General features: G+C 52.9%; 23 protein-coding genes and 1 riboswitch. Of the genes, 15 read left to right on the forward strand and 8 right to left on the reverse strand.

The genetic code is table 11. The annotated features are described in order from the left end of the window. From FQZ95_RS09380 to rpoC, 9 genes are all read left to right on the forward strand, one after another. The coding region (locus FQZ95_RS09380; RefSeq protein WP_072106224.1) for an elongation factor Tu at positions 1-96 on the forward strand (96 nt) is incomplete at its 5' end. Positions 97-325: 229 nt separating this feature from the next. Next, complete coding sequence (gene secE, locus FQZ95_RS09385) at positions 326-709, forward strand: preprotein translocase subunit SecE (RefSeq protein WP_001275702.1); 384 nt, start codon at positions 326-328, stop codon at positions 707-709. A 1-nt stretch (position 710) separates the two neighbouring features. Further along, positions 711-1256 carry a transcription termination/antitermination protein NusG gene (nusG, locus tag FQZ95_RS09390; protein ID WP_001287516.1) on the forward strand — a complete coding sequence of 182 codons (546 nt, stop codon included), beginning with the start codon at positions 711-713 and terminating at the stop codon, positions 1254-1256. A 158-nt stretch (positions 1257-1414) separates the two neighbouring features. Continuing rightward, the gene (rplK, locus tag FQZ95_RS09395; RefSeq protein ID WP_001085926.1) at positions 1415-1843 is read left to right on the forward strand and encodes a 50S ribosomal protein L11; all 429 of its coding nucleotides are present in this window, start codon (positions 1415-1417) and stop codon (positions 1841-1843) included. A gap of 3 nt (positions 1844-1846) precedes the next feature. Next, positions 1847-2551 carry a 50S ribosomal protein L1 gene (gene rplA, locus FQZ95_RS09400; RefSeq protein ID WP_001096680.1) on the forward strand — a complete coding sequence of 235 codons (705 nt, stop codon included), beginning with the start codon at positions 1847-1849 and terminating at the stop codon, positions 2549-2551. A 412-nt stretch (positions 2552-2963) separates the two neighbouring features. Next, positions 2964-3461 carry a 50S ribosomal protein L10 gene (rplJ, locus tag FQZ95_RS09405; RefSeq protein WP_001207201.1) on the forward strand — a complete coding sequence of 166 codons (498 nt, stop codon included), beginning with the start codon at positions 2964-2966 and terminating at the stop codon, positions 3459-3461. A gap of 66 nt (positions 3462-3527) precedes the next feature. Continuing rightward, positions 3528-3893, forward strand: a complete 366-nt coding sequence (rplL, locus tag FQZ95_RS09410; protein WP_000028878.1) for a 50S ribosomal protein L7/L12 — start codon at positions 3528-3530, stop codon at positions 3891-3893. Positions 3894-4212: 319 nt separating this feature from the next. Next, the gene (gene rpoB, locus FQZ95_RS09415) at positions 4213-8241 is read left to right on the forward strand and encodes a DNA-directed RNA polymerase subunit beta (RefSeq protein ID WP_001353730.1); all 4029 of its coding nucleotides are present in this window, start codon (positions 4213-4215) and stop codon (positions 8239-8241) included. Positions 8242-8317: 76 nt separating this feature from the next. Continuing rightward, positions 8318-12541, forward strand: coding sequence for a DNA-directed RNA polymerase subunit beta' (gene rpoC, locus FQZ95_RS09420; protein WP_000653947.1), 4224 nt, complete (start codon positions 8318-8320; stop codon positions 12539-12541). Between the two features lie 241 nt (positions 12542-12782). Here the strand turns inward: rpoC and thiH are convergent, their stop codons facing one another. From thiH to rsd, 7 genes are all read right to left on the reverse strand, one after another. Beyond that, complete coding sequence (thiH, locus tag FQZ95_RS09425; protein WP_160530129.1) at positions 12783-13916, reverse strand: 2-iminoacetate synthase ThiH; 1134 nt, start codon at positions 13914-13916, stop codon at positions 12783-12785. Next, positions 13913-14683, reverse strand: a complete 771-nt coding sequence (gene thiG / locus FQZ95_RS09430; protein ID WP_160530130.1) for a thiazole synthase — start codon at positions 14681-14683, stop codon at positions 13913-13915. The genes thiH and thiG overlap by 4 nt, the downstream gene beginning before the upstream one ends. 1 nt (position 14684) lies before the next feature. Next, positions 14685-14885, reverse strand: a complete 201-nt coding sequence (gene thiS / locus FQZ95_RS09435) for a sulfur carrier protein ThiS (protein WP_001166228.1) — start codon at positions 14883-14885, stop codon at positions 14685-14687. Next, positions 14869-15624 carry a thiazole biosynthesis adenylyltransferase ThiF gene (gene thiF, locus FQZ95_RS09440; RefSeq protein ID WP_160530131.1) on the reverse strand — a complete coding sequence of 252 codons (756 nt, stop codon included), beginning with the start codon at positions 15622-15624 and terminating at the stop codon, positions 14869-14871. The genes thiS and thiF overlap by 17 nt, the downstream gene beginning before the upstream one ends. Continuing rightward, a complete protein-coding gene (gene thiE / locus FQZ95_RS09445) occupies positions 15617-16252 on the reverse strand; it encodes a thiamine phosphate synthase (RefSeq protein WP_160530136.1) in 636 nt (211 codons plus the stop codon). Before thiE ends, thiF begins: the two co-directional genes overlap by 8 nt. Further along, positions 16252-18147, reverse strand: coding sequence for a phosphomethylpyrimidine synthase ThiC (gene thiC, locus FQZ95_RS09450; protein WP_160530132.1), 1896 nt, complete (start codon positions 18145-18147; stop codon positions 16252-16254). Before thiC ends, thiE begins: the two co-directional genes overlap by 1 nt. An 80-nt stretch (positions 18148-18227) precedes the next feature. Next, a riboswitch (TPP riboswitch) is annotated at positions 18228-18328 on the reverse strand. Between the two features lie 51 nt (positions 18329-18379). Further along, a complete protein-coding gene (gene rsd, locus FQZ95_RS09455) occupies positions 18380-18856 on the reverse strand; it encodes a sigma D regulator (RefSeq protein WP_160530133.1) in 477 nt (158 codons plus the stop codon). 94 nt (positions 18857-18950) lie between these two features. Here rsd and nudC point away from each other — a divergent pair, with 94 nt between their 5' ends. From nudC to FQZ95_RS09485, 6 genes are all read left to right on the forward strand, one after another. Next, positions 18951-19724, forward strand: a complete 774-nt coding sequence (gene nudC, locus FQZ95_RS09460; RefSeq protein WP_000373940.1) for an NAD(+) diphosphatase — start codon at positions 18951-18953, stop codon at positions 19722-19724. 39 nt (positions 19725-19763) lie between these two features. Next, positions 19764-20828, forward strand: a complete 1065-nt coding sequence (gene hemE, locus FQZ95_RS09465) for a uroporphyrinogen decarboxylase (RefSeq protein WP_000137657.1) — start codon at positions 19764-19766, stop codon at positions 20826-20828. A 9-nt stretch (positions 20829-20837) separates the two neighbouring features. Then, complete coding sequence (nfi, locus tag FQZ95_RS09470) at positions 20838-21509, forward strand: deoxyribonuclease V (protein ID WP_032303890.1); 672 nt, start codon at positions 20838-20840, stop codon at positions 21507-21509. Positions 21510-21551: 42 nt separating this feature from the next. Further along, a complete protein-coding gene (locus tag FQZ95_RS09475) occupies positions 21552-22142 on the forward strand; it encodes a YjaG family protein (RefSeq protein ID WP_000941119.1) in 591 nt (196 codons plus the stop codon). Between the two features lie 186 nt (positions 22143-22328). Next, positions 22329-22601: a nucleoid-associated protein HU-alpha gene (hupA, locus tag FQZ95_RS09480; RefSeq protein WP_001044513.1), complete on the forward strand. Its 273-nt coding sequence runs from the start codon at positions 22329-22331 to the stop codon at positions 22599-22601. 12 nt (positions 22602-22613) lie between these two features. Then, entirely contained in the window at positions 22614-23309 is a 696-nt protein-coding gene (locus FQZ95_RS09485; RefSeq protein ID WP_032243492.1) for a DUF1481 domain-containing protein, read from the forward strand. Between the two features lies 1 nt (position 23310). Here the strand turns inward: FQZ95_RS09485 and zraP are convergent, their stop codons facing one another. Continuing rightward, positions 23311-23730 (reverse strand): zinc resistance sensor/chaperone ZraP, encoded by a 420-nt coding sequence (gene zraP / locus FQZ95_RS09490; protein WP_001296714.1) that lies wholly within the window; start codon positions 23728-23730, stop codon positions 23311-23313. Positions 23731-23940: the final 210 nt, after the last annotated feature.

Below are 23940 nucleotides of genomic sequence, written 5' to 3' on the forward strand. Positions count from 1 at the left end.
ATCCACCCGATCGCGATGGACGACGGTCTGCGTTTCGCAATCCGTGAAGGCGGCCGTACCGTTGGCGCGGGCGTTGTAGCAAAAGTTCTGAGCTAATTGCCGATAACATTTGACGCAATGCGCACTAAAAGGGCATCATTTGATGCCCTTTTTGCACGCTTTCGTACCAGAACCTGGCTCATCAGTGATTTTCTTTGTCATAATCATTGCTGAGACAGGCTCTGTTGAGGGCGTATAATCCGAAAAGCTAATACGCGTTTCGATTTGGTTTGCCTCGCGATCGCGGGGTGAAAATGTTTGTAGAATACTTCTGACAGGTTGGTTTATGAGTGCGAATACCGAAGCTCAAGGAAGCGGGCGCGGCCTGGAAGCGATGAAGTGGGTCGTTGTGGTGGCATTGCTCCTGGTAGCAATTGTCGGCAACTACCTTTATCGCGACATTATGCTGCCGCTGCGTGCGCTGGCCGTAGTAATTCTGATTGCTGCAGCGGGTGGTGTCGCGCTGTTAACGACAAAAGGAAAAGCAACCGTTGCTTTTGCCCGTGAAGCGCGTACCGAAGTCCGTAAGGTCATTTGGCCGACTCGCCAGGAAACATTGCACACCACGCTGATTGTGGCTGCGGTTACCGCAGTAATGTCACTGATCCTGTGGGGACTGGATGGTATTCTGGTTCGCCTGGTATCCTTTATCACTGGCCTGAGGTTCTGAGATGTCTGAAGCTCCTAAAAAGCGCTGGTACGTCGTTCAGGCGTTTTCCGGTTTTGAAGGCCGCGTAGCAACGTCGCTACGTGAGCATATCAAATTACATAACATGGAAGATTTGTTTGGTGAAGTCATGGTACCAACCGAAGAAGTGGTTGAAATCCGTGGCGGACAGCGTCGCAAAAGCGAACGCAAATTCTTCCCTGGCTACGTCCTCGTTCAGATGGTGATGAACGACGCGAGCTGGCACCTGGTGCGCAGCGTACCGCGTGTGATGGGCTTCATCGGCGGTACTTCCGATCGTCCTGCGCCAATCAGCGATAAAGAAGTGGATGCGATTATGAATCGCCTGCAGCAGGTTGGCGATAAGCCGCGTCCGAAAACGCTGTTTGAACCGGGTGAAATGGTTCGTGTTAATGATGGTCCGTTCGCTGACTTCAACGGTGTTGTTGAAGAAGTTGATTACGAGAAATCTCGTCTGAAAGTGTCTGTTTCTATCTTCGGTCGTGCGACCCCGGTAGAGCTGGACTTCAGCCAGGTTGAAAAAGCCTAACCCAGCGATCAAAAAAGCGGCGATTTAATCGTTGCACAAGGCGCGAGATTGGAATACAATTTCGCGCCTTTTGTTTTTATGGGCCTTGCCCGTAAAACGATTTTTTATATCACGGGGAGCCTCTCAGAGGCGTTATTACCCAACTTGAGGAATTTATAATGGCTAAGAAAGTACAAGCCTATGTCAAGCTGCAGGTTGCAGCTGGTATGGCTAACCCGAGTCCGCCAGTAGGTCCGGCTCTGGGTCAGCAGGGCGTAAACATCATGGAATTCTGCAAAGCGTTCAACGCAAAAACTGATTCCATCGAAAAAGGTCTGCCGATTCCGGTAGTAATCACCGTTTACGCTGACCGTTCTTTCACTTTCGTTACCAAGACTCCGCCGGCAGCAGTTCTGCTGAAAAAAGCGGCTGGTATCAAGTCTGGTTCCGGTAAGCCGAACAAAGACAAAGTGGGTAAAATTTCCCGCGCTCAGCTGCAGGAAATCGCGCAGACCAAAGCTGCCGACATGACTGGTGCCGACATTGAAGCGATGACTCGCTCCATCGAAGGTACTGCACGTTCCATGGGCCTGGTAGTGGAGGACTAAGAAATGGCTAAACTGACCAAGCGCATGCGTGTTATCCGCGAGAAAGTTGATGCGACCAAACAATACGACATCAATGAAGCTATCGCTCTGCTGAAAGAGCTGGCGACTGCTAAATTCGTAGAAAGCGTGGACGTTGCTGTTAACCTCGGCATCGACGCTCGTAAATCTGACCAGAACGTACGTGGTGCAACTGTACTGCCGCACGGTACTGGCCGTTCCGTTCGCGTAGCCGTATTTACCCAGGGTGCAAACGCTGAAGCTGCTAAAGCTGCAGGCGCTGAACTGGTAGGTATGGAAGATCTGGCTGACCAGATCAAGAAAGGCGAAATGAACTTTGACGTTGTTATTGCTTCTCCGGATGCAATGCGCGTTGTTGGCCAGCTGGGCCAGGTTCTGGGTCCGCGCGGCCTGATGCCAAACCCGAAAGTGGGTACTGTAACGCCGAACGTTGCTGAAGCGGTTAAAAACGCTAAAGCTGGCCAGATTCGTTACCGTAACGACAAAAACGGCATCATCCACACCACCATCGGTAAAGTGGACTTTGACGCTGACAAACTGAAAGAAAACCTGGAAGCTCTGCTGGTTGCGCTGAAAAAAGCAAAACCGACTCAGGCGAAAGGCGTGTACATCAAGAAAGTTAGCATCTCCACCACCATGGGTGCAGGTGTTGCAGTTGACCAGGCTGGCCTGAGCGCTTCTGTAAACTAATGCCTTTACGTGGGCGGTGATTTTGTCTACAATCTTACCCCCACGTATAATGCTTAATGCAGACGTATATCCGAGATATTCGGGTTGTAGCAAGGCGGCAACTGAGTGAGTCGCCAGGAGCATAGCTAACTATGTGACTGGTGCGAACGAAGGAAGCCAACGCCGCTACAAGCTGAATAGCGACGGATAGAAAAGATTTGTTCGTTGGAGCCTGGCCTATCCAGGCCTCCGTCGAAGACCGCAGGAGTTTCGCAAGAAACTTAATCCCCTGCGTAGACGGTGACAGAACGCTAAGATTATTCTTTTATATTCTGGCTTGTTTCTGCTCACCGTAATTAAGACGCTCTCTCCGTTTGGAGGAGTGAAGTGAGTTCCAGAGATTTTCTCTGGCAAACATCCAGGAGCAAAGCTAATGGCTTTAAATCTTCAAGACAAACAAGCGATTGTTGCTGAAGTCAGCGAAGTAGCCAAAGGCGCGCTGTCTGCAGTAGTTGCGGATTCCCGTGGCGTAACTGTAGATAAAATGACTGAACTGCGTAAAGCAGGTCGCGAAGCTGGCGTATACATGCGTGTTGTTCGTAACACCCTGCTGCGCCGTGCTGTTGAAGGTACTCCGTTCGAGTGCCTGAAAGACGCGTTTGTTGGTCCGACCCTGATTGCATACTCTATGGAACACCCGGGCGCAGCTGCTCGTCTGTTCAAAGAGTTCGCGAAAGCGAATGCAAAATTTGAGGTCAAAGCCGCTGCCTTTGAAGGTGAGCTGATCCCGGCGTCTCAGATCGACCGCCTGGCAACTCTGCCGACCTACGAAGAAGCAATTGCACGCCTGATGGCAACCATGAAAGAAGCTTCGGCTGGCAAACTGGTTCGTACTCTGGCTGCTGTACGCGATGCGAAAGAAGCTGCTTAATCGCAGTTATCTTTTTAACGCATTCGCTTACGTATAAACTTATTCTGATATTCAGGAACAATTTAAATGTCTATCACTAAAGATCAAATCATTGAAGCAGTTGCAGCTATGTCTGTAATGGACGTTGTAGAACTGATCTCTGCAATGGAAGAAAAATTCGGTGTTTCCGCTGCTGCTGCTGTAGCTGTAGCTGCTGGCCCGGTTGAAGCTGCTGAAGAAAAAACTGAATTCGACGTAATTCTGAAAGCTGCTGGCGCTAACAAAGTTGCTGTTATCAAAGCAGTACGTGGCGCAACTGGCCTGGGTCTGAAAGAAGCTAAAGACCTGGTAGAATCTGCACCGGCTGCTCTGAAAGAAGGCGTGAGCAAAGACGACGCAGAAGCACTGAAAAAAGCTCTGGAAGAAGCTGGCGCTGAAGTTGAAGTTAAATAAGCCAACCCTTCCGGTTGCAGCCTGAGAAATCAGGCTGATGGCTGGTGACTTTTTAGTCACCAGCCTTTTTGCGCTGTAAGGCGCCAGTAGCGTTTCACACTGTTTGACTACTGCTGTGCCTTTCAATGCTTGTTTCTATCGACGACTTAATATACTGCGACAGGACGCCCGTTCTGTGTAAATCGCAATGAAATGGTTTAAGCGTGATAGCAACAGGCATTGCGGAAAGTGTTCCATTTTCCGGTCAACAAAATAGTGTTGCACAAACTGTCCGCTCAATGGACAGATGGGTCGACTTGTCAGCGAGCTGAGGAACCCTATGGTTTACTCCTATACCGAGAAAAAACGTATTCGTAAGGATTTTGGTAAACGTCCACAAGTTCTGGATGTACCTTATCTCCTTTCTATCCAGCTTGACTCGTTTCAGAAATTTATCGAGCAAGATCCTGAAGGGCAGTATGGTCTGGAAGCTGCTTTCCGTTCCGTATTCCCGATTCAGAGCTACAGCGGTAATTCCGAGCTGCAATACGTCAGCTACCGCCTTGGCGAACCGGTGTTTGACGTCCAGGAATGTCAAATCCGTGGCGTGACCTATTCCGCACCGCTGCGCGTTAAACTGCGTCTGGTGATCTATGAGCGCGAAGCGCCGGAAGGCACCGTAAAAGACATCAAAGAACAAGAAGTCTACATGGGCGAAATTCCGCTCATGACGGACAACGGTACCTTTGTTATCAACGGTACTGAGCGTGTTATCGTTTCCCAGCTGCACCGTAGTCCGGGCGTCTTCTTTGACTCCGACAAAGGTAAAACCCACTCTTCGGGTAAAGTGCTGTATAACGCGCGCATCATCCCTTACCGTGGTTCCTGGCTGGACTTCGAATTCGATCCGAAGGACAATCTGTTCGTACGTATCGACCGTCGCCGTAAATTGCCTGCGACCATCATTCTGCGCGCCCTGAACTACACCACAGAACAGATCCTCGACCTGTTCTTTGAAAAAGTTATCTTTGAAATCCGTGATAACAAGCTGCAGATGGAACTGGTGCCGGAACGCCTGCGTGGTGAAACCGCATCTTTTGACATCGAAGCTAACGGTAAAGTGTACGTAGAAAAAGGCCGCCGCATTACTGCGCGCCACATTCGCCAGCTGGAAAAAGACGACGTCAAACTGATCGAAGTCCCGGTTGAGTACATCGCAGGTAAAGTGGTTGCTAAAGACTACATTGATGAGTCTACTGGTGAGCTGATCTGTGCTGCGAACATGGAGCTGAGCCTGGATCTGCTGGCTAAGCTGAGCCAGTCTGGTCACAAGCGTATCGAAACGCTGTTCACCAACGATCTGGATCACGGCCCGTATATCTCTGAAACCTTACGTGTCGACCCAACTAACGATCGTCTGAGCGCACTGGTAGAAATCTACCGCATGATGCGCCCTGGCGAGCCGCCGACTCGTGAAGCCGCTGAAAGCCTGTTCGAGAACCTGTTCTTCTCCGAAGACCGCTATGACTTGTCTGCGGTTGGTCGTATGAAGTTCAACCGTTCTCTGCTGCGCGACGAAATCGAAGGTTCCGGTATCCTGAGCAAAGACGACATCATTGATGTTATGAAAAAGCTCATCGATATCCGTAACGGTAAAGGCGAAGTCGATGATATCGACCACCTCGGTAACCGTCGTATCCGTTCCGTTGGCGAAATGGCGGAAAACCAGTTCCGCGTTGGCCTGGTACGTGTAGAGCGTGCGGTGAAAGAGCGTTTGTCTCTGGGCGATCTGGATACCCTGATGCCTCAGGATATGATCAACGCCAAACCGATTTCCGCAGCAGTGAAAGAGTTCTTTGGTTCCAGCCAGCTGTCTCAGTTTATGGACCAGAACAACCCGCTGTCTGAGATTACGCACAAGCGTCGTATCTCCGCACTCGGCCCAGGCGGTCTGACCCGTGAACGTGCAGGCTTCGAAGTTCGAGACGTACACCCGACTCACTACGGTCGCGTATGTCCAATCGAAACTCCTGAAGGCCCGAACATCGGTCTGATCAACTCCCTGTCCGTGTACGCACAGACTAACGAATATGGCTTCCTTGAGACGCCGTACCGTAAAGTGATCGACGGTGTTGTAACCGACGAAATTCACTACCTGTCTGCTATCGAAGAAGGCAACTACGTTATCGCCCAGGCGAACTCCAACCTGGATGAAGAAGGCCACTTCGTAGAAGACCTGGTAACTTGCCGTAGCAAAGGCGAATCCAGCTTGTTCAGCCGCGACCAGGTTGACTACATGGACGTATCCACCCAGCAGGTGGTATCCGTCGGTGCGTCCCTGATCCCGTTCCTTGAACACGATGACGCCAACCGTGCATTGATGGGTGCGAACATGCAACGTCAGGCCGTTCCGACTCTGCGTGCTGATAAGCCGCTGGTTGGTACGGGTATGGAACGTGCTGTTGCCGTTGACTCCGGTGTAACTGCGGTTGCTAAACGTGGTGGTGTCGTTCAGTACGTGGATGCTTCCCGTATCGTTATCAAAGTTAACGAAGACGAGATGTATCCGGGCGAAGCGGGTATCGACATCTACAACCTGACCAAATACACCCGTTCTAACCAGAACACCTGTATCAACCAGATGCCGTGTGTGTCTCTGGGTGAACCGGTAGAACGTGGCGACGTGCTGGCAGACGGTCCGTCCACCGACCTCGGTGAACTGGCGCTCGGTCAGAACATGCGTGTAGCGTTCATGCCGTGGAATGGTTACAACTTCGAAGACTCCATCCTCGTATCCGAGCGTGTTGTTCAGGAAGATCGTTTCACCACCATTCACATTCAGGAACTGGCATGTGTGTCCCGTGACACCAAACTGGGGCCAGAAGAGATCACTGCTGACATCCCGAACGTAGGTGAAGCTGCGCTCTCCAAACTGGATGAATCCGGTATCGTTTACATTGGTGCGGAAGTGACCGGTGGCGACATTCTGGTTGGTAAGGTAACGCCGAAAGGTGAAACTCAGCTGACCCCAGAAGAAAAACTGCTGCGTGCGATCTTCGGTGAGAAAGCGTCTGACGTTAAAGACTCTTCTCTGCGCGTACCAAACGGTGTATCCGGTACGGTTATCGACGTTCAGGTCTTTACTCGCGATGGCGTTGAAAAAGACAAACGTGCGCTGGAAATCGAAGAAATGCAGCTCAAACAGGCGAAGAAAGACCTGTCTGAAGAACTGCAGATCCTCGAAGCGGGTCTGTTCAGCCGTATCCGTGCTGTGCTGGTAGCCGGTGGCGTTGAAGCTGAGAAGCTCGACAAACTGCCGCGCGATCGCTGGCTGGAGCTGGGCCTGACCGACGAAGAGAAACAAAATCAGCTGGAACAGCTGGCTGAGCAGTATGACGAACTGAAACACGAGTTCGAGAAGAAACTCGAAGCGAAACGCCGCAAAATCACCCAGGGTGACGATCTGGCACCGGGCGTGCTGAAGATTGTTAAGGTATATCTGGCGGTTAAACGCCGTATCCAGCCTGGTGACAAGATGGCAGGTCGTCACGGTAACAAGGGTGTAATTTCTAAGATCAACCCGATCGAAGATATGCCTTACGATGAAAACGGTACGCCGGTAGACATCGTACTGAACCCGCTGGGCGTACCGTCTCGTATGAACATCGGTCAGATCCTCGAAACCCACCTGGGTATGGCTGCGAAAGGTATCGGCGACAAGATCAACGCCATGCTGAAACAGCAGCAAGAAGTCGCGAAACTGCGCGAATTCATCCAGCGTGCATACGATCTGGGCGCTGACGTTCGTCAGAAAGTTGACCTGAGTACCTTCAGCGATGAAGAAGTTATGCGTCTGGCTGAAAACCTGCGCAAAGGTATGCCAATCGCAACGCCGGTCTTCGACGGTGCGAAAGAAGCAGAAATTAAAGAACTGCTGAAACTTGGCGACCTGCCGACTTCTGGTCAGATCCGCCTGTACGACGGTCGCACTGGTGAACAGTTTGAACGTCCGGTAACCGTTGGTTACATGTACATGCTGAAACTGAACCACCTGGTCGACGACAAGATGCACGCGCGTTCCACCGGTTCTTACAGCCTGGTTACTCAGCAGCCGCTGGGTGGTAAGGCACAGTTCGGTGGTCAGCGTTTCGGGGAGATGGAAGTGTGGGCGCTGGAAGCATACGGCGCAGCATACACCCTGCAGGAAATGCTCACCGTTAAGTCTGATGACGTGAACGGTCGTACCAAGATGTATAAAAACATCGTGGACGGCAACCATCAGATGGAGCCGGGCATGCCAGAATCCTTCAACGTATTGTTGAAAGAGATTCGTTCGCTGGGTATCAACATCGAACTGGAAGACGAGTAATTCTCGCTCAAACAGGTCACTGCTGTCGGGGTAAAACCCGGCAGCGGATTGTGCTAACTCCGACGGGAGCAAATCCGTGAAAGATTTATTAAAGTTTCTGAAAGCGCAGACTAAAACCGAAGAGTTTGATGCGATCAAAATTGCTCTGGCTTCGCCAGACATGATCCGTTCATGGTCTTTCGGTGAAGTTAAAAAGCCGGAAACCATCAACTACCGTACGTTCAAACCAGAACGTGACGGCCTTTTCTGCGCCCGTATCTTTGGGCCGGTAAAAGATTACGAGTGCCTGTGCGGTAAGTACAAGCGCCTGAAACACCGTGGCGTCATCTGTGAGAAGTGCGGCGTTGAAGTGACCCAGACCAAAGTACGTCGTGAGCGTATGGGCCACATCGAACTGGCTTCCCCGACTGCGCACATCTGGTTCCTGAAATCACTGCCGTCCCGTATCGGCCTGCTGCTCGATATGCCGCTGCGCGATATCGAACGCGTACTGTACTTCGAATCCTATGTGGTTATCGAAGGCGGTATGACCAACCTGGAACGTCAGCAGATCCTGACTGAAGAGCAGTATCTGGATGCGCTGGAAGAGTTCGGTGACGAATTCGACGCGAAGATGGGTGCGGAAGCAATCCAGGCTCTGCTGAAGAGCATGGATCTGGAGCAAGAGTGCGAACAGCTGCGTGAAGAGCTGAACGAAACCAACTCCGAAACTAAGCGTAAGAAGCTGACCAAGCGTATCAAACTGCTGGAAGCGTTCGTTCAGTCTGGTAACAAACCAGAGTGGATGATCCTGACCGTTCTGCCGGTACTGCCGCCAGATCTGCGTCCGCTGGTTCCGCTGGATGGTGGTCGTTTCGCGACTTCTGACCTGAACGATCTGTATCGTCGCGTCATTAACCGTAACAACCGTCTCAAACGTCTGCTGGATCTGGCTGCGCCGGACATCATCGTACGTAACGAAAAACGTATGCTGCAGGAAGCGGTAGACGCCCTGCTGGATAACGGTCGTCGCGGTCGTGCGATCACTGGTTCTAACAAGCGTCCTCTGAAATCTTTAGCCGACATGATCAAAGGTAAACAGGGTCGTTTCCGTCAGAACCTGCTCGGTAAGCGTGTTGACTACTCCGGTCGTTCTGTAATCACCGTAGGTCCATACTTGCGTCTGCATCAGTGCGGTCTGCCGAAGAAAATGGCACTGGAACTGTTCAAACCGTTCATCTACGGCAAGCTGGAACTGCGTGGTCTTGCTACCACCATTAAAGCTGCGAAGAAAATGGTTGAGCGCGAAGAAGCTGTCGTTTGGGATATCCTGGACGAAGTTATCCGCGAACACCCGGTACTGCTGAACCGTGCACCGACTCTGCACCGTCTGGGTATCCAGGCATTTGAACCGGTACTGATCGAAGGTAAAGCTATCCAGCTGCACCCGCTGGTTTGTGCGGCATATAACGCCGACTTCGATGGTGACCAGATGGCTGTTCACGTACCGCTGACGCTGGAAGCCCAGCTGGAAGCGCGTGCGCTGATGATGTCTACCAACAACATCCTGTCCCCGGCGAACGGCGAACCAATCATCGTTCCGTCTCAGGACGTTGTACTGGGTCTGTACTACATGACCCGCGACTGTGTTAACGCCAAAGGCGAAGGCATGGTACTGACTGGCCCGAAAGAAGCAGAACGTCTGTATCGCTCTGGTCTGGCTTCTCTGCATGCGCGCGTTAAAGTGCGTATCACCGAGTATGAAAAAGATGCTAACGGTGAATTAGTAGCGAAAACCAGTCTGAAAGATACGACCGTTGGCCGTGCCATTCTGTGGATGATTGTACCGAAAGGTCTGCCTTACTCCATCGTCAACCAGGCGCTGGGTAAGAAAGCAATCTCCAAAATGCTGAACACCTGCTACCGCATTCTCGGTCTGAAACCGACCGTTATTTTTGCGGACCAGATCATGTACACCGGCTTTGCATATGCAGCGCGTTCTGGTGCATCTGTTGGTATCGATGACATGGTCATCCCGGAGAAGAAACACGAAATCATCTCCGAGGCAGAAGCTGAAGTTGCTGAGATTCAGGAGCAGTTCCAGTCTGGTCTGGTAACTGCGGGCGAACGCTACAACAAAGTTATCGATATCTGGGCTGCGGCGAACGATCGTGTATCCAAAGCGATGATGGATAATCTGCAAACTGAAACCGTGATTAACCGTGACGGTCAGGAAGAGAAGCAGGTTTCCTTCAACAGCATCTACATGATGGCCGACTCCGGTGCGCGTGGTTCTGCGGCACAGATTCGTCAGCTGGCGGGTATGCGTGGTCTGATGGCGAAGCCGGATGGCTCCATCATCGAAACGCCAATCACCGCGAACTTCCGTGAAGGTCTGAACGTACTCCAGTACTTCATCTCAACCCACGGTGCTCGTAAAGGTCTGGCGGATACCGCACTGAAAACGGCGAACTCCGGTTACCTGACTCGTCGTCTGGTTGACGTTGCGCAGGACCTGGTGGTAACCGAAGACGATTGTGGTACCCATGAAGGTATCATGATGACGCCGGTTATCGAGGGTGGTGACGTTAAAGAGCCGCTGCGCGATCGCGTACTGGGTCGTGTAACTGCTGAAGACGTTCTGAAGCCGGGTACTGCTGATATCCTCGTTCCGCGCAACACGCTGCTGCACGAACAGTGGTGTGACCTGCTGGAAGAGAACTCTGTCGACGCGGTAAAAGTACGTTCTGTTGTATCTTGTGACACCGACTTTGGTGTATGTGCGCACTGCTACGGTCGTGACCTGGCGCGTGGCCACATCATCAACAAAGGTGAAGCAATCGGTGTTATCGCGGCACAGTCCATCGGTGAACCGGGTACACAGCTGACCATGCGTACGTTCCACATCGGTGGTGCGGCATCTCGTGCGGCTGCTGAATCCAGCATCCAGGTGAAAAACAAAGGTAGCATCAAGCTCAGCAACGTGAAGTCGGTTGTGAACTCCAGCGGCAAACTGGTTATCACTTCCCGTAACACCGAACTGAAATTGATCGACGAATTCGGTCGTACCAAAGAAAGCTATAAAGTGCCTTACGGTGCAGTACTGGCGAAAGGCGATGGCGAACAGGTTGCTGGCGGCGAGACCGTTGCAAACTGGGACCCGCACACCATGCCGGTTATCACCGAAGTAAGCGGTTTTGTACGCTTTACTGACATGATCGACGGCCAGACCATTACTCGTCAGACCGACGAATTGACCGGTCTGTCTTCGCTGGTGGTTCTGGATTCCGCAGAACGTACCGCAGGTGGTAAAGATCTGCGTCCGGCACTGAAAATCGTTGATGCTCAGGGTAACGATGTTCTGATCCCGGGTACCGACATGCCTGCGCAGTACTTCCTGCCGGGTAAAGCGATTGTTCAGCTGGAAGATGGCGTACAGATCAGCTCCGGTGACACCCTCGCGCGTATTCCGCAAGAATCTGGCGGTACCAAGGACATCACCGGTGGTCTGCCACGCGTTGCGGACCTGTTCGAAGCACGTCGTCCGAAAGAGCCGGCAATCCTGGCTGAAATCAGCGGTGTGGTTTCCTTCGGTAAAGAAACCAAAGGTAAACGTCGTCTGGTTATCACCCCGGTAGACGGTAGCGAGCCGTACGAAGAGATGATTCCGAAATGGCGTCAGCTCAACGTGTTCGAAGGTGAACGTGTAGAACGTGGTGACGTAATTTCCGACGGTCCGGAAGCGCCGCATGACATTCTGCGTCTGCGTGGTGTTCATGCTGTGACTCGTTACATCGTTAACGAAGTACAGGACGTATACCGTCTGCAGGGCGTTAAGATTAACGATAAACACATCGAAGTTATCGTTCGTCAGATGCTGCGTAAAGCTACCATCGTTAACGCGGGCAGCTCCGACTTCCTGGAAGGCGAACAGGTTGAATACTCTCGCGTCAAGATCGCAAACCGCGAACTGGAAGCGAACGGCAAAGTGGGTGCAACTTACTCCCGCGATCTGCTGGGTATCACCAAAGCGTCTCTGGCAACCGAGTCCTTCATCTCCGCGGCATCGTTCCAGGAGACCACTCGCGTGCTGACCGAAGCAGCCGTTGCGGGCAAACGCGACGAACTGCGCGGCCTGAAAGAGAACGTTATCGTAGGTCGTCTGATCCCGGCAGGTACCGGTTACGCGTACCACCAGGATCGTATGCGTCGCCGTGCTGCAGGTGAAGCTCCGGCTGCACCGCAGGTGACTGCAGAAGACGCATCTGCCAGCCTGGCAGAACTGCTGAACGCAGGTCTGGGCGGTTCTGATAACGAGTAATCGTTAATCCGCAAATAACGTAAAAACCCGCTTCGGCGGGTTTTTTTATGGGTGTTATTCAGAGGGCAAATTCTTCATGGGAAATATTAAGAAAGGCAGGGCGAAACGAGGAAGAAGCTTTTCGCCCTGGACAACATTCCTGCTGACGGTACTAACATAAAAAAACGCAACGCTTTCAACAACCTTGCGTTTTTCATCTTCCGTAGCTGCTCGGAATAAATTTACGTTCTTACATTTTGTCTCATGTCCTTTGCGAGGCGCGTCCCAGATAGCTGTCCCAGTCTTTCCACACCGGCTGCAAACCCTGAGCGGTTAACGCGGCGGCCACCGCTTCTGGTCTGCGATCGTCGTGCGGTGAGAACTGTTCCAGCTCGGGATGATTGTCGGCATAACCACCAGGTTGCGTTTTCGAGAAGGCGCTGACGTTATTGATCGCCAGCGGAATAACGCGATCGCGAAACCACGGTGATTCCCGCGTGGAGAGTGACAGTTCAATCTCCGGCGCAAGTAGGCGGAAGGCGCAGATAGTTTGCACTAACTGGCGTTCATCCATAATCGACGCTGGCTCAATCCCGCCAGTACACGGGCGCAGGCGCGGGAAGGAGACAGAGTAACGGCTTTGCCAGTAATGTTGTTGCAGCCATAGCAAATGTTCGGCAACCATATAGCAGTCAACGCGCCAGCTGTCGGAAAGGCCGATTAGCGCGCCGAGGCCTATCTTATCTATCCCCGCACGGCCCAGCCGATCCGGCGTTTCCAGCCGCCAAAAGAAGTCCTGTTTTTTCCCTTTCAGATGATGGTGGGCGTATGTCGCCTCGTGATATGTCTCCTGATAAACCATCACCCCATCCAGACCAAGTTGCTTTAACTCGGCGTATTCCGCTTCCGCCAGTGGCTGTACTTCCATCTGTAGTGAAGAGAACTGTTCACGCAGGACAGGGAGATGACGACGAAAGTAATCCATCCCCACTTTCGTCTGATGTTCACCAGTGACCAGCAATAGATGTTCAAAGCCCATCTCCCGGATAGCGGCGCTTTCCCTGGCGATATCCGCTTCATCCAGCGTTTTACGCTTGATGCGATTGCTCATGGAAAATCCGCAGTAAGTGCAGTCGTTAGCGCAAAGATTAGAGAGATAAAGCGGGACGTAGAAGCTGACGACGTTGCCAAATCGCTGACGGGTCAGACGCTGCGCCCGTTGAGCCAGTGGTTCCAGGTATTCACTGGCGGCAGGTGATAGCAATGCCATCATATCGTCGCGAGTGAGTTGCGAGGCATTGAGCGCCCGCTCTACGTCAGCAGCCGTTTTGCTGTTGATACGCAGGCGGATGTCGTCCCAGTCCAGTTGTCGCCAGCGATCGCTGAAGGTTTTCATGCCGATGCCTCCAGAAATCCGGTCAGCGGGCTAGTGGCATGAGCAAAATGACTGCGACTGCCCGGCCCGGACTGACGTGCCAGCAGGCCGGCGTCTACCGCCAGACGAAATGCCTTCGCCATGTTGACGGGATCGTCCGCGACGGCAATCGCCGTATTCACTAACACCGCATCGGCTCCCATTTCAAGCGCCTGCGCGGCATGGCTGGGAACGCCAATGCCAGCATCAACGACCACCGGAACCGTGGCTTGCTGGATAATAATCTCCAGCATGGCGCGGGTTTCCAGTCCCTGATTAGAGCCAATTGGTGCGCCGAGCGGCATTACTGCTGCACAGCCCACTTCCTCCAGACGTTTGCACAACACTGGATCGGCACCGCAGTAAGGCAGCACGGCAAATCCCTGTTGCACCAACGTTTCGGCGGCTTTCAGGGTTTCGATGGGATCGGGCAATAGCCAGCGGGCGTCAGGGTGAATCTCTAATTTTAGCCAGTTTGTGCCTAACGCTTCACGTGCCAGATGAGCGGCGAAAATGGCTTCTTCCGCAGTTTTCGCCCCAGAAGTATTTGGCAGCAGTGTCACACCCGCCGCGATAAGTGGATCGAGGATAGCATCGTTGTGTTGGCGCAAGTCGACGCGTTTCATCGCCAGCGTCACCAGTTGGCTGCCGGAAGCGCGGATCGCCTCCACCATCAATTGTGAAGAGGCGAATTTCCCGGTGCCGGTAAATAGATGTGAATCAAACGTTTTGTCCGCAATACGTAACATCTCAACCCCCTGCAATAACCTGAAAAAGCAGGATCTGGTCGCCATCCTGCACGATATGTTGCGCCCATTGCTCCCGCGGGACGATTTGCTGATTAATCGCCAGAGCCGCGCCCGCTTGTTGTTGGTCGAGTTGCTCCAGCAGCTCGTGAACAGTTTGCCCGGCGGCGCACTGCATCGGTTGATCGTTAAACAGGATCTGCATTGCTTCCTCCGCATACCGGGCAACCACTGGCGCGGCGCAACGCCAGGTTGCGCCATTGGTTTAATTTACCGTCAAACAGTCGAAGATATCCCGCAGGGGTCTCTATACCACTCAATAGCTTAATTGCTTCCAGTGCCTGTAACGTGCCCATGACCCCGACCACCGGGCCAACCACGCCCGCCGTGCGGCAGTTGCGTTCAGGCTCCTGGTTATCTGGCCACAGGCAGCGGTAACACCCCTGCTCCCAGGGCGGCGTCAGTACCATCAACTGACCACCAAATCCGACCGCGCTGGCGGTGATAAGCGGTGTGTTAAGTGCTACGCAGGCGGCATTAATCTCCTGGCGAGTCGCCATGTTGTCGGTACAGTCGAGAACCACATCGGCCCGTGCTACCGCATCTTTTAACGCCTTACCCGTTAACCGTTGTTGTAATGCTGTCAGTTGAATGTCGGGATTCAACTGTGTCAGTCGTTGTTGGCTGACCTGCGATTTCGGGCGCTCGATATCTTCAGTGGTAAAGAGGATTTGTCGTTGCAGATTGCTTAAATGCACATCGTCGTCATCTGCCAGTACCAGCGTCCCGACACCAGCCCCCGCCAGGTATAGCGCAGCAGGTGTACCCAACCCACCCAGACCGATAATCAGCACCTGGCTGTCGAGCAGTTTTTGCTGCCCGTCAAGAGCGATATCGTCGAGCAGGATTTGACGGCTATAACGCATAAAATCACGGTCATTCATCGCCAACTCCTGCAATTTCCAGCAGCTGTGTCGTTGCCAAACGCCAGTCTGCGGCCTGGGTAATGGCACTGACGACGGCTATACTGCCAACACCTGTCGCCATCACCGCAGGCGCGCGCGTTAGGCTGATACCGCCAATCGCCACGGTGGGATAATCTGCCAGACGCTCAATGTGCCGTGCCAGCTGTTCCAGCCCCTGCGGTGCAGAAGGCATCTTTTTGGTTTGCGTCGGGAACACATGTCCTAGCGCGATATAAGAAGGACGTGCTGCCAGCGCGACGTCGATTTCCATGTCATCATGAGTCGAAACGCCCAGCCTTAGGCCCGCTGTACGGATAGCGTCGAGATCGGTGGTTTGCAAATCTTCCTGTCCCAGATGGACGCCATACGCCTGATGCTTAATCGCCAGCCGCCAGTAATCGTTGATAAACAGCCGTGCGTTATAGCGGCGGCCCAGCGCAATTGCTGCCACGACATCGGCTTCCACTTCTTCATCGCGCCGATCTTTGATGCGCAGCTGGAGAGTACGCACGCCTGCATCCAACAGACGTTCGATCCACTGTACGCTGTCCACTACCGGGTACAGTCCTAAACGAAAAGGTACGTGAGGAAAATCAGGCTGATACATCACGCTTCCTCCTTACGCAGGTATATTTCTCCACCTCTGGCACGGAAGTTCTCCGACATATCCGCCATTCCCACTTCAATGGTTTGCGCGGCGGCATAGTCACGCACTTCCTGGCTGATTTTCATCGAGCAGAATTTCGGCCCACACATGGAGCAAAAATGGGCGACTTTGCCGGACTCTTGTGGCAGGGTTTCATCGTGATAAGCGCGGGCGGTAAACGGGTCGAGGGCCAGATTAAACTGGTCTTCCCAGCGAAATTCGAAGCGGGCTTTCGACATGGCGTTATCGCGAATTTGCGCGCCCGGATGCCCTTTCGCCAGGGCGGCGGCGTGGGCGGCAATCTTATAGGTGATAAGCCCCTGCTTAACATCTTCTTTATTAGGCAGACCCAGATGCTCTTTTGGCGTTACGTAACAGAGCATCGCGCAGCCAAACCAGCCAATCATCGCCGCGCCAATCCCCGATGTGAAGTGGTCATAACCCGGCGCAATATCAGTAGTTAGCGGCCCGAGGGTATAGAACGGTGCTTCGTGGCAGTGCTCTAACTCCTCGGTCATATTGCGGCGGATCATCTGCATCGGCACGTGGCCTGGACCTTCAATCATCACCTGCACGTCATATTCCCAGGCGATTTTGGTCAGTTCGCCCAGCGTATGTAGCTCGGCAAACTGCGCTTCATCGTTGGCGTCCTGAATAGAACCGGGGCGCAGGCCGTCGCCCAAGGACAACGAAACATCATAAGCGGCACAGATTTCACAAATTTCGCGGAAGTGTTGATAGAGGAAATTTTCCTGATGATGGGAGAGGCACCATTTCGCCATAATCGAACCGCCGCGAGAGACGATACCGGTCAGGCGTTTCGCGGTCATCGGCACGTAGCGCAGTAGCACGCCCGCATGGATAGTGAAGTAATCCACACCTTGCTCGGCCTGTTCCAGCAGTGTGTCCCGGAACGCTTCCCAGGTAAGATCTTCAGCGATCCCGTTAACCTTCTCCAGCGCCTGGTAGATCGGCACTGTACCGATCGGCACCGGGCTGTTACGCAAAATCCATTCGCGAGTTTCGTGAATATAGCGACCGGTGGAAAGATCCATCACTGTATCCGCCCCCCAGCGCGTAGACCATACCAGCTTTTCCACTTCTTCTTCGATGGAAGAGGTGACTGCCGAGTTGCCGATATTGGCGTTAACCTTCACCAGAAAGTTGCGACCAATAATCATCGGCTCTGATTCCGGATGGTTGATGTTGGCGGGGATAATGGCACGTCCGGCAGCGACTTCATCGCGGACAAATTCCGCAGTGATATTTTCCGGCAGGCGTGCTCCAAAGCTCATTCCCGGATGCTGGTGGCACAAAACTTCGTTACGAATGCGCTCGCGGCCCATATTCTCGCGGATGGCGATGAATTCCATCTCCGGTGTGATGATGCCCTGGCGGGCGTAGTGCAGTTGTGTGACGCGGTGGCCTGCTTTGGCGCGTTTTGGGGTTAATACGCCGCTAAAACGCAGCTCGTCGAGGCCATCATCTGCCAGCCGTGCTTTAGTGTAATCGGAACTGCGCACGGTAAGTTCTTCGGTATCGCCGCGCGCATCGATCCACGGCTGGCGCAGTTTTGCCAGTCCTTGCTGCACGTTAATGGCGATCTGTGGATCGCCATACGGACCGGAGGTGTCGTAGACCGGAATCGCTTCGTTTTCTTCGTACTGCGGCTGTTCTTTGCTACCGCCGATTAGCGTCGGGCTAAGCTGGATCTCACGCATCGGCACGCGCACGCCGGGGTGTGTGCCAGTGATGTAAATACGTTTTGAGTTGGGAAAGGCGGTGCCTTCCAGGGTGTCGATAAAATGTTGGGCCTGGGCGCGTTGTTCGCGGCGGGTCAGTTTTGTTGCAGACATAGCTCATTCCAAAAAGTTAAGGACGTGGCTTGTCAGACGACGGATGAAGCAAGAGACGATCGCCGCAAAGGCGATGCGATAGCAGATTAACTCTTGTTCCCTTCGCAGGTATTAGCCTGATCAGGTTCCGCGGATCCCGAATAAACGGTCTCAGCCAGTTAAGGCACTCCGACAAGAAATTAGCCCCGCAAACGGGGCGTTGAATGTAAATTACGCGTTAACAGCGCAGAACTCAAGCAGGATGTTTGACGCGGGCGGCGTCAAGCACCAGCAGAATCAGCTTATCTTCCAGCACAAAGCGCGCTTCCAGGGCCTCGCCGATGTCAGATAAAACCTGTTGAAACTCAAGGTAATTATCATGATCGATAGCGGTTTCAAGGCTGGAATCGTAGTAATCCATAATCTGTTGGGTATTGGCTTCGAGTTGTAGCCAAATCTTCGCGGCGCGTGCGAGTTGCCCATTGCCTTCCAGTTTATGAAGAATGCGCTCATAAATACTGAAATGTCCGGTAGACAAGTAATCGACCAGGCTCTGACAAAAATCATCAAGGGCTTTTTCGTTTAGCCTCATGTACGATTCTTTGCCAGGCTTAATGCCAACCAGATTGTAGTAAGCCACGAGCAGATGCTTACGTACATGTAGCCAGCGATCAACCAGTTTGTTACTTCCTCTGACGCGCTCCGTCAGGTTATCGAGCTGGTTAAGCATGATTGACTCCGCAAGTTTGTATTCAAAAACTGCTCAGTGAGAAATGTAAAAACCATGTTAAACATGCCAGTGATGCAAAGGTAGTGCAAGAGCTATGGATCGTATAATTGAAAAATTAGATCACGGCTGGTGGGTCGTCAGCCATGAACAAAAATTATGGTTGCCGAAGGGAGAATTGCCATATGGCGAAGCGGCAAATTTCGATCTTGTGGGTCAGCGCGCACTACAAATCGGCGAATGGCAGGGGGAACCTGTTTGGTTAGTACAACAGCAGCGGCGTCACGATATGGGGTCGGTACGTCAGGTCATTGATCTCGATGTTGGGCTGTTTCAACTGGCCGGACGTGGCGTGCAACTGGCGGAGTTTTACCGATCGCATAAATACTGTGGTTACTGCGGGCATGAAATGTATCCGAGCAAAACCGAATGGGCGATGCTGTGCAGCCATTGCCGTGAGCGTTACTACCCGCAAATCGCCCCCTGCATTATTGTTGCCATCCGTCGCGATGATTCGATCCTCCTCGCCCAGCATACCCGCCATCGTAACGGTGTCCATACGGTACTTGCCGGATTCGTCGAAGTGGGCGAAACCCTCGAGCAGGCGGTCGCGCGGGAAGTGATGGAAGAGAGCGGAATTAAAGTTAAAAACTTGCGGTACGTGACTTCCCAGCCGTGGCCGTTTCCCCAGTCGCTGATGACCGCATTTATGGCGGAATATGACAGCGGCGACATCGTGATTGATCCGAAAGAGCTGCTCGAGGCGAACTGGTATCGCTACGATGATTTACCGTTACTTCCGCCGCCCGGCACCGTGGCGCGCCGTCTGATAGAAGATACGGTGGCGATGTGTCGGGCAGAGTATGAGTGATGATACACTGACCGCCTGACGCACTAAGGAACAGCCAAAATGACCGAACTCAAAAACGATCGTTATCTGCGGGCGCTGCTGCGCCAGCCCGTTGATGTCACTCCAGTATGGATGATGCGCCAGGCGGGTCGCTATCTACCGGAATATAAAGCCACGCGCGCCCAGGCGGGCGATTTTATGTCGCTGTGCAAAAATGCAGAGCTGGCGTGCGAAGTGACTTTGCAACCGCTGCGTCGCTATCCGCTGGATGCGGCAATCCTCTTTTCCGATATCCTCACCGTGCCGGACGCGATGGGGTTAGGGCTCTATTTTGAAGCCGGAGAAGGTCCGCGTTTTACCTCGCCAGTCACCTGCAAAGCTGACGTTGATAAACTGCCAATTCCGGACCCGGAAGATGAGCTGGGTTATGTGATGAACGCGGTGCGTACTATTCGCCGCGAACTGAAAGGCGAAGTGCCGCTGATTGGTTTTTCCGGCAGCCCGTGGACGCTGGCGACCTATATGGTGGAAGGTGGCAGCAGCAAAGCGTTCACCGTGATCAAAAAGATGATGTATGCCGATCCACAGGCGCTGCACGCTCTGCTCGATAAACTGGCGAAAAGCGTCACTTTGTATCTGAATGCGCAAATTAAAGCTGGTGCTCAGGCCGTGATGATCTTCGATACCTGGGGCGGCGTGCTCACCGGGCGCGATTATCAACAGTTCTCGCTCTATTACATGCATAAAATAGTTGATGGTTTACTGCGTGAAAACGACGGTCGCCGTGTACCGGTCACCCTGTTTACCAAAGGCGGTGGACAGTGGCTGGAAGCTATGGCGGAAACGGGTTGCGATGCGCTGGGCCTCGACTGGACAACGGATATCGCCGATGCGCGCCGCCGCGTGGGCAATAAAGTCGCGCTGCAGGGTAATATGGATCCGTCGATGCTGTACGCGCCACCTGCCCGCATTGAAGAAGAAGTCGCGACTATACTTGCAGGTTTCGGTCACGGCGAAGGTCATGTCTTTAACCTTGGTCACGGCATTCACCAGGATGTGCCGCCAGAACATGCTGGCGTGTTTGTGGAGGCTGTGCATCGCCTGTCTGAACAGTATCACCGCTAAGGAGTGATTATGGATCTCGCGTCATTACGCGCTCAACAAATCGAACTGGCTTCTTCTGTGATCCGTGAGGATCGACTTGATAAAGATCCGCCGGATCTGATCGCCGGAGCCGATGTCGGGTTTGAGCAAGGCGGAGATGTGACGCGAGCGGCGATGGTGCTGCTGAAATACCCCTCTCTTGAGCTGGTGGAGTATAAAGTGGCACGCATCGCCACCACCATGCCTTACATTCCAGGTTTTCTTTCCTTCCGCGAATATCCTGCGCTGCTGGCAGCGTGGGAGATGCTGTCGCAAAAGCCCGATTTAGTGTTTGTCGATGGTCATGGGATCTCGCATCCTCGCCGTCTTGGCGTCGCCAGCCACTTTGGTTTGCTGGTGGATGTGCCGACCATTGGCGTAGCGAAAAAACGGCTCTGCGGTAAATTCGAACCGCTCTCCAGCGAACCGGGCGCGCTGGCCCCACTGATGGATAAAGGCGAGCAGCTGGCATGGGTCTGGCGCAGCAAAGCGCGCTGTAACCCGTTGTTTATCGCTACCGGTCATCGGGTCAGCGTGGACAGCGCGCTGGCGTGGGTACAACGCTGCATGAAAGGCTATCGTCTGCCGGAGCCAACGCGCTGGGCAGACGCGGTGGCCTCGGAACGTCCGGCGTTCGTGCGCTATACAGCAAATCAGCCCTAATTCAGGTAAACTGCGGATAATTTCCGTATTTGAGAACTCAACATGTTACAAAACCCAATTCATCTGCGTCTGGAGCGCCTGGAAAGCTGGCAGCACGTCACTTTTATGGCCTGCTTATGCGAACGCATGTACCCTAATTACGCCGTATTCTGTCAGCAAACTGGTTTTGGTGATGGGCAAATTTACCGCCGTATTCTCGATCTCATCTGGGAAACGCTGACCGTCAAAGACGCAAAAGTAAATTTCGACAGCCAACTGGAGAAATTTGAAGAAGCGATTCCTTCAGCCGACGATTTCGATCTGTACGGCGTTTATCCGGCAATCGATGCTTGCGTGGCGTTAAGTGAACTGGTCCATTCGCGTTTAAGTGGCGAAACGCTCGAACACGCGGTAGAAGTGAGTAAGACCTCCATCACGACCGTGGCGATGCTGGAAATGACTCAGGCTGGCCGTGAAATGAGCGATGAAGAGCTCAAAGAAAACCCAGCTGTAGAGCAAGAGTGGGACATTCAGTGGGAAATATTCCGACTTTTAGCTGAGTGCGAAGAACGCGATATCGAGCTGATAAAAGGCCTTAGGGCAGACCTGCGTGAGGCGGGCGAGAGCAATATTGGTATAATTTTTCAGCAATAAGACCAGAAAACGTGATTTAACGCCTGATTTGTCATACCTGGAGTCTTCCCTTTCGCCCCCCGTCTGGTCTACATTTGGGGGGCGAAAAAAAGTGGCTATCGGTGCGTGTATGCAGGAGAGTGCTATTCTGGCATTTCCGTCGCACTCGATGCTTAGCAAGCGATAAACACATTGTAAGGATAACTTATGAACAAGACTCAACTGATTGATGTAATTGCAGAGAAAGCAGAACTGTCCAAAACCCAGGCTAAAGCTGCTCTGGAGTCCACTCTGGCTGCAATTACTGAGTCTCTGAAAGAAGGCGATGCTGTACAACTGGTTGGTTTCGGTACCTTCAAAGTGAACCACCGCGCTGAGCGTACTGGCCGCAACCCGCAGACCGGTAAAGAAATCAAAATTGCCGCAGCTAACGTGCCGGCATTTGTTTCTGGCAAGGCACTGAAAGACGCAGTTAAGTAAGATTGCGTGGCAGTGAACAGTTTTAACGAAGGGGTGGTTTCACCCCTTTTGTCTTTCTGGCGTCGATCATTGATGCTGGCGGGCGCTCTGTTTCTCACTGCCTGTAGTCACAACTCTTCACTTCCTCCCTTTACCGCCAGTGGATTTGCTGAAGATCAGGGCGCGGTACGTATCTGGCGAAAAGACAGTGGCAATAATGTGCATCTGCTTGCTGTGTTTAGCCCGTGGCGCAGTGGCGATACCACGACGCGAGAGTATCGCTGGCAGGGCGATAACCTCACGCTTATCAATATCAATGTTTACAGCAAACCGCCGGTGAATATTCGCGCGCGTTTTGACGATCGCGGCGATCTGAGCTTTATGCAACGTGAATCCGACGGGGAAAAACAGCAGCTTTCTAACGACCAAATCGATTTATACCGTTATCGTGCTGACCAGATCCGCCAGATTAGCGATGCCTTACGTCAGGGGAGAGTCGTGCTGCGCCAGGGGCGCTGGCATGCGATGGAACAGACCGTGACCACCTGCGAAGGGCAAACCATTAAACCTGATTTAGATTCGCAGGCGATAGCGCATATCGAGCGCCGCCAGAGCCGCTCTTCTGTTGATGTCAGCGTGGCATGGCTGGAAGCGCCCGAAGGTTCGCAATTACTGTTGGTGGCAAACTCTGATTTCTGTCGCTGGCAACCCAACGAGAAAACGTTCTGATTTACCAGTGGCCCATACCCATATGACCGCCACCACCGCAGCCGCCGTAACCCATTCCGGTACCGCGCGGAATACCCGCTTCAGCCATCGCAATATCTCGTTTCACCCGTAACTCATCTAACGACTGACGCAAATTCTCCATCTCTTTGGCGACCGCGTTAATTTTGCTGCTATCCGGTGGGTTCGCGGCTAACAGGGCATTGTATTCATAACGCTTCGTCACCAGTTGCTGTTGCAGTGCGCTGCTTTGAGCGTAAAAGTCATTATGGATTTTCTGCCACGCTGTCTGTTGTTCGCTGGTCAAAGGCGCGGCATTTTGCTGCCACATACCGTGTCCGCCGTGAGCAAATGCAGATGTCGATCCCATCGCCATTGCTGAAAGCGCCATCATCACCAGGGCAATTTTCGTGTTCCGTTTCATGGTTAATCCTCCAGTGGTTGTCTTACTTTGTGTATTGCATCTTTCGTGCCAACGGCGAAACGCTGATATGACGGGCAATATGACATGATAAACGAGTAAAAATGACTCGCCTGCTGTGTGTAGCGAGTCATTTTTACTCATTGAAACTTAAGCCTTTGTGTTAAAGCGCAGGGTAAGTGCTAATAAAAGATGGCATGATTTCTGCTGTCA

The organism is Escherichia sp. HH41S (assembly GCF_009820115.1).
In the GTDB taxonomy this organism is placed as follows: Bacteria; Pseudomonadota; Gammaproteobacteria; order Enterobacterales; family Enterobacteriaceae; genus Escherichia; species Escherichia coli_F.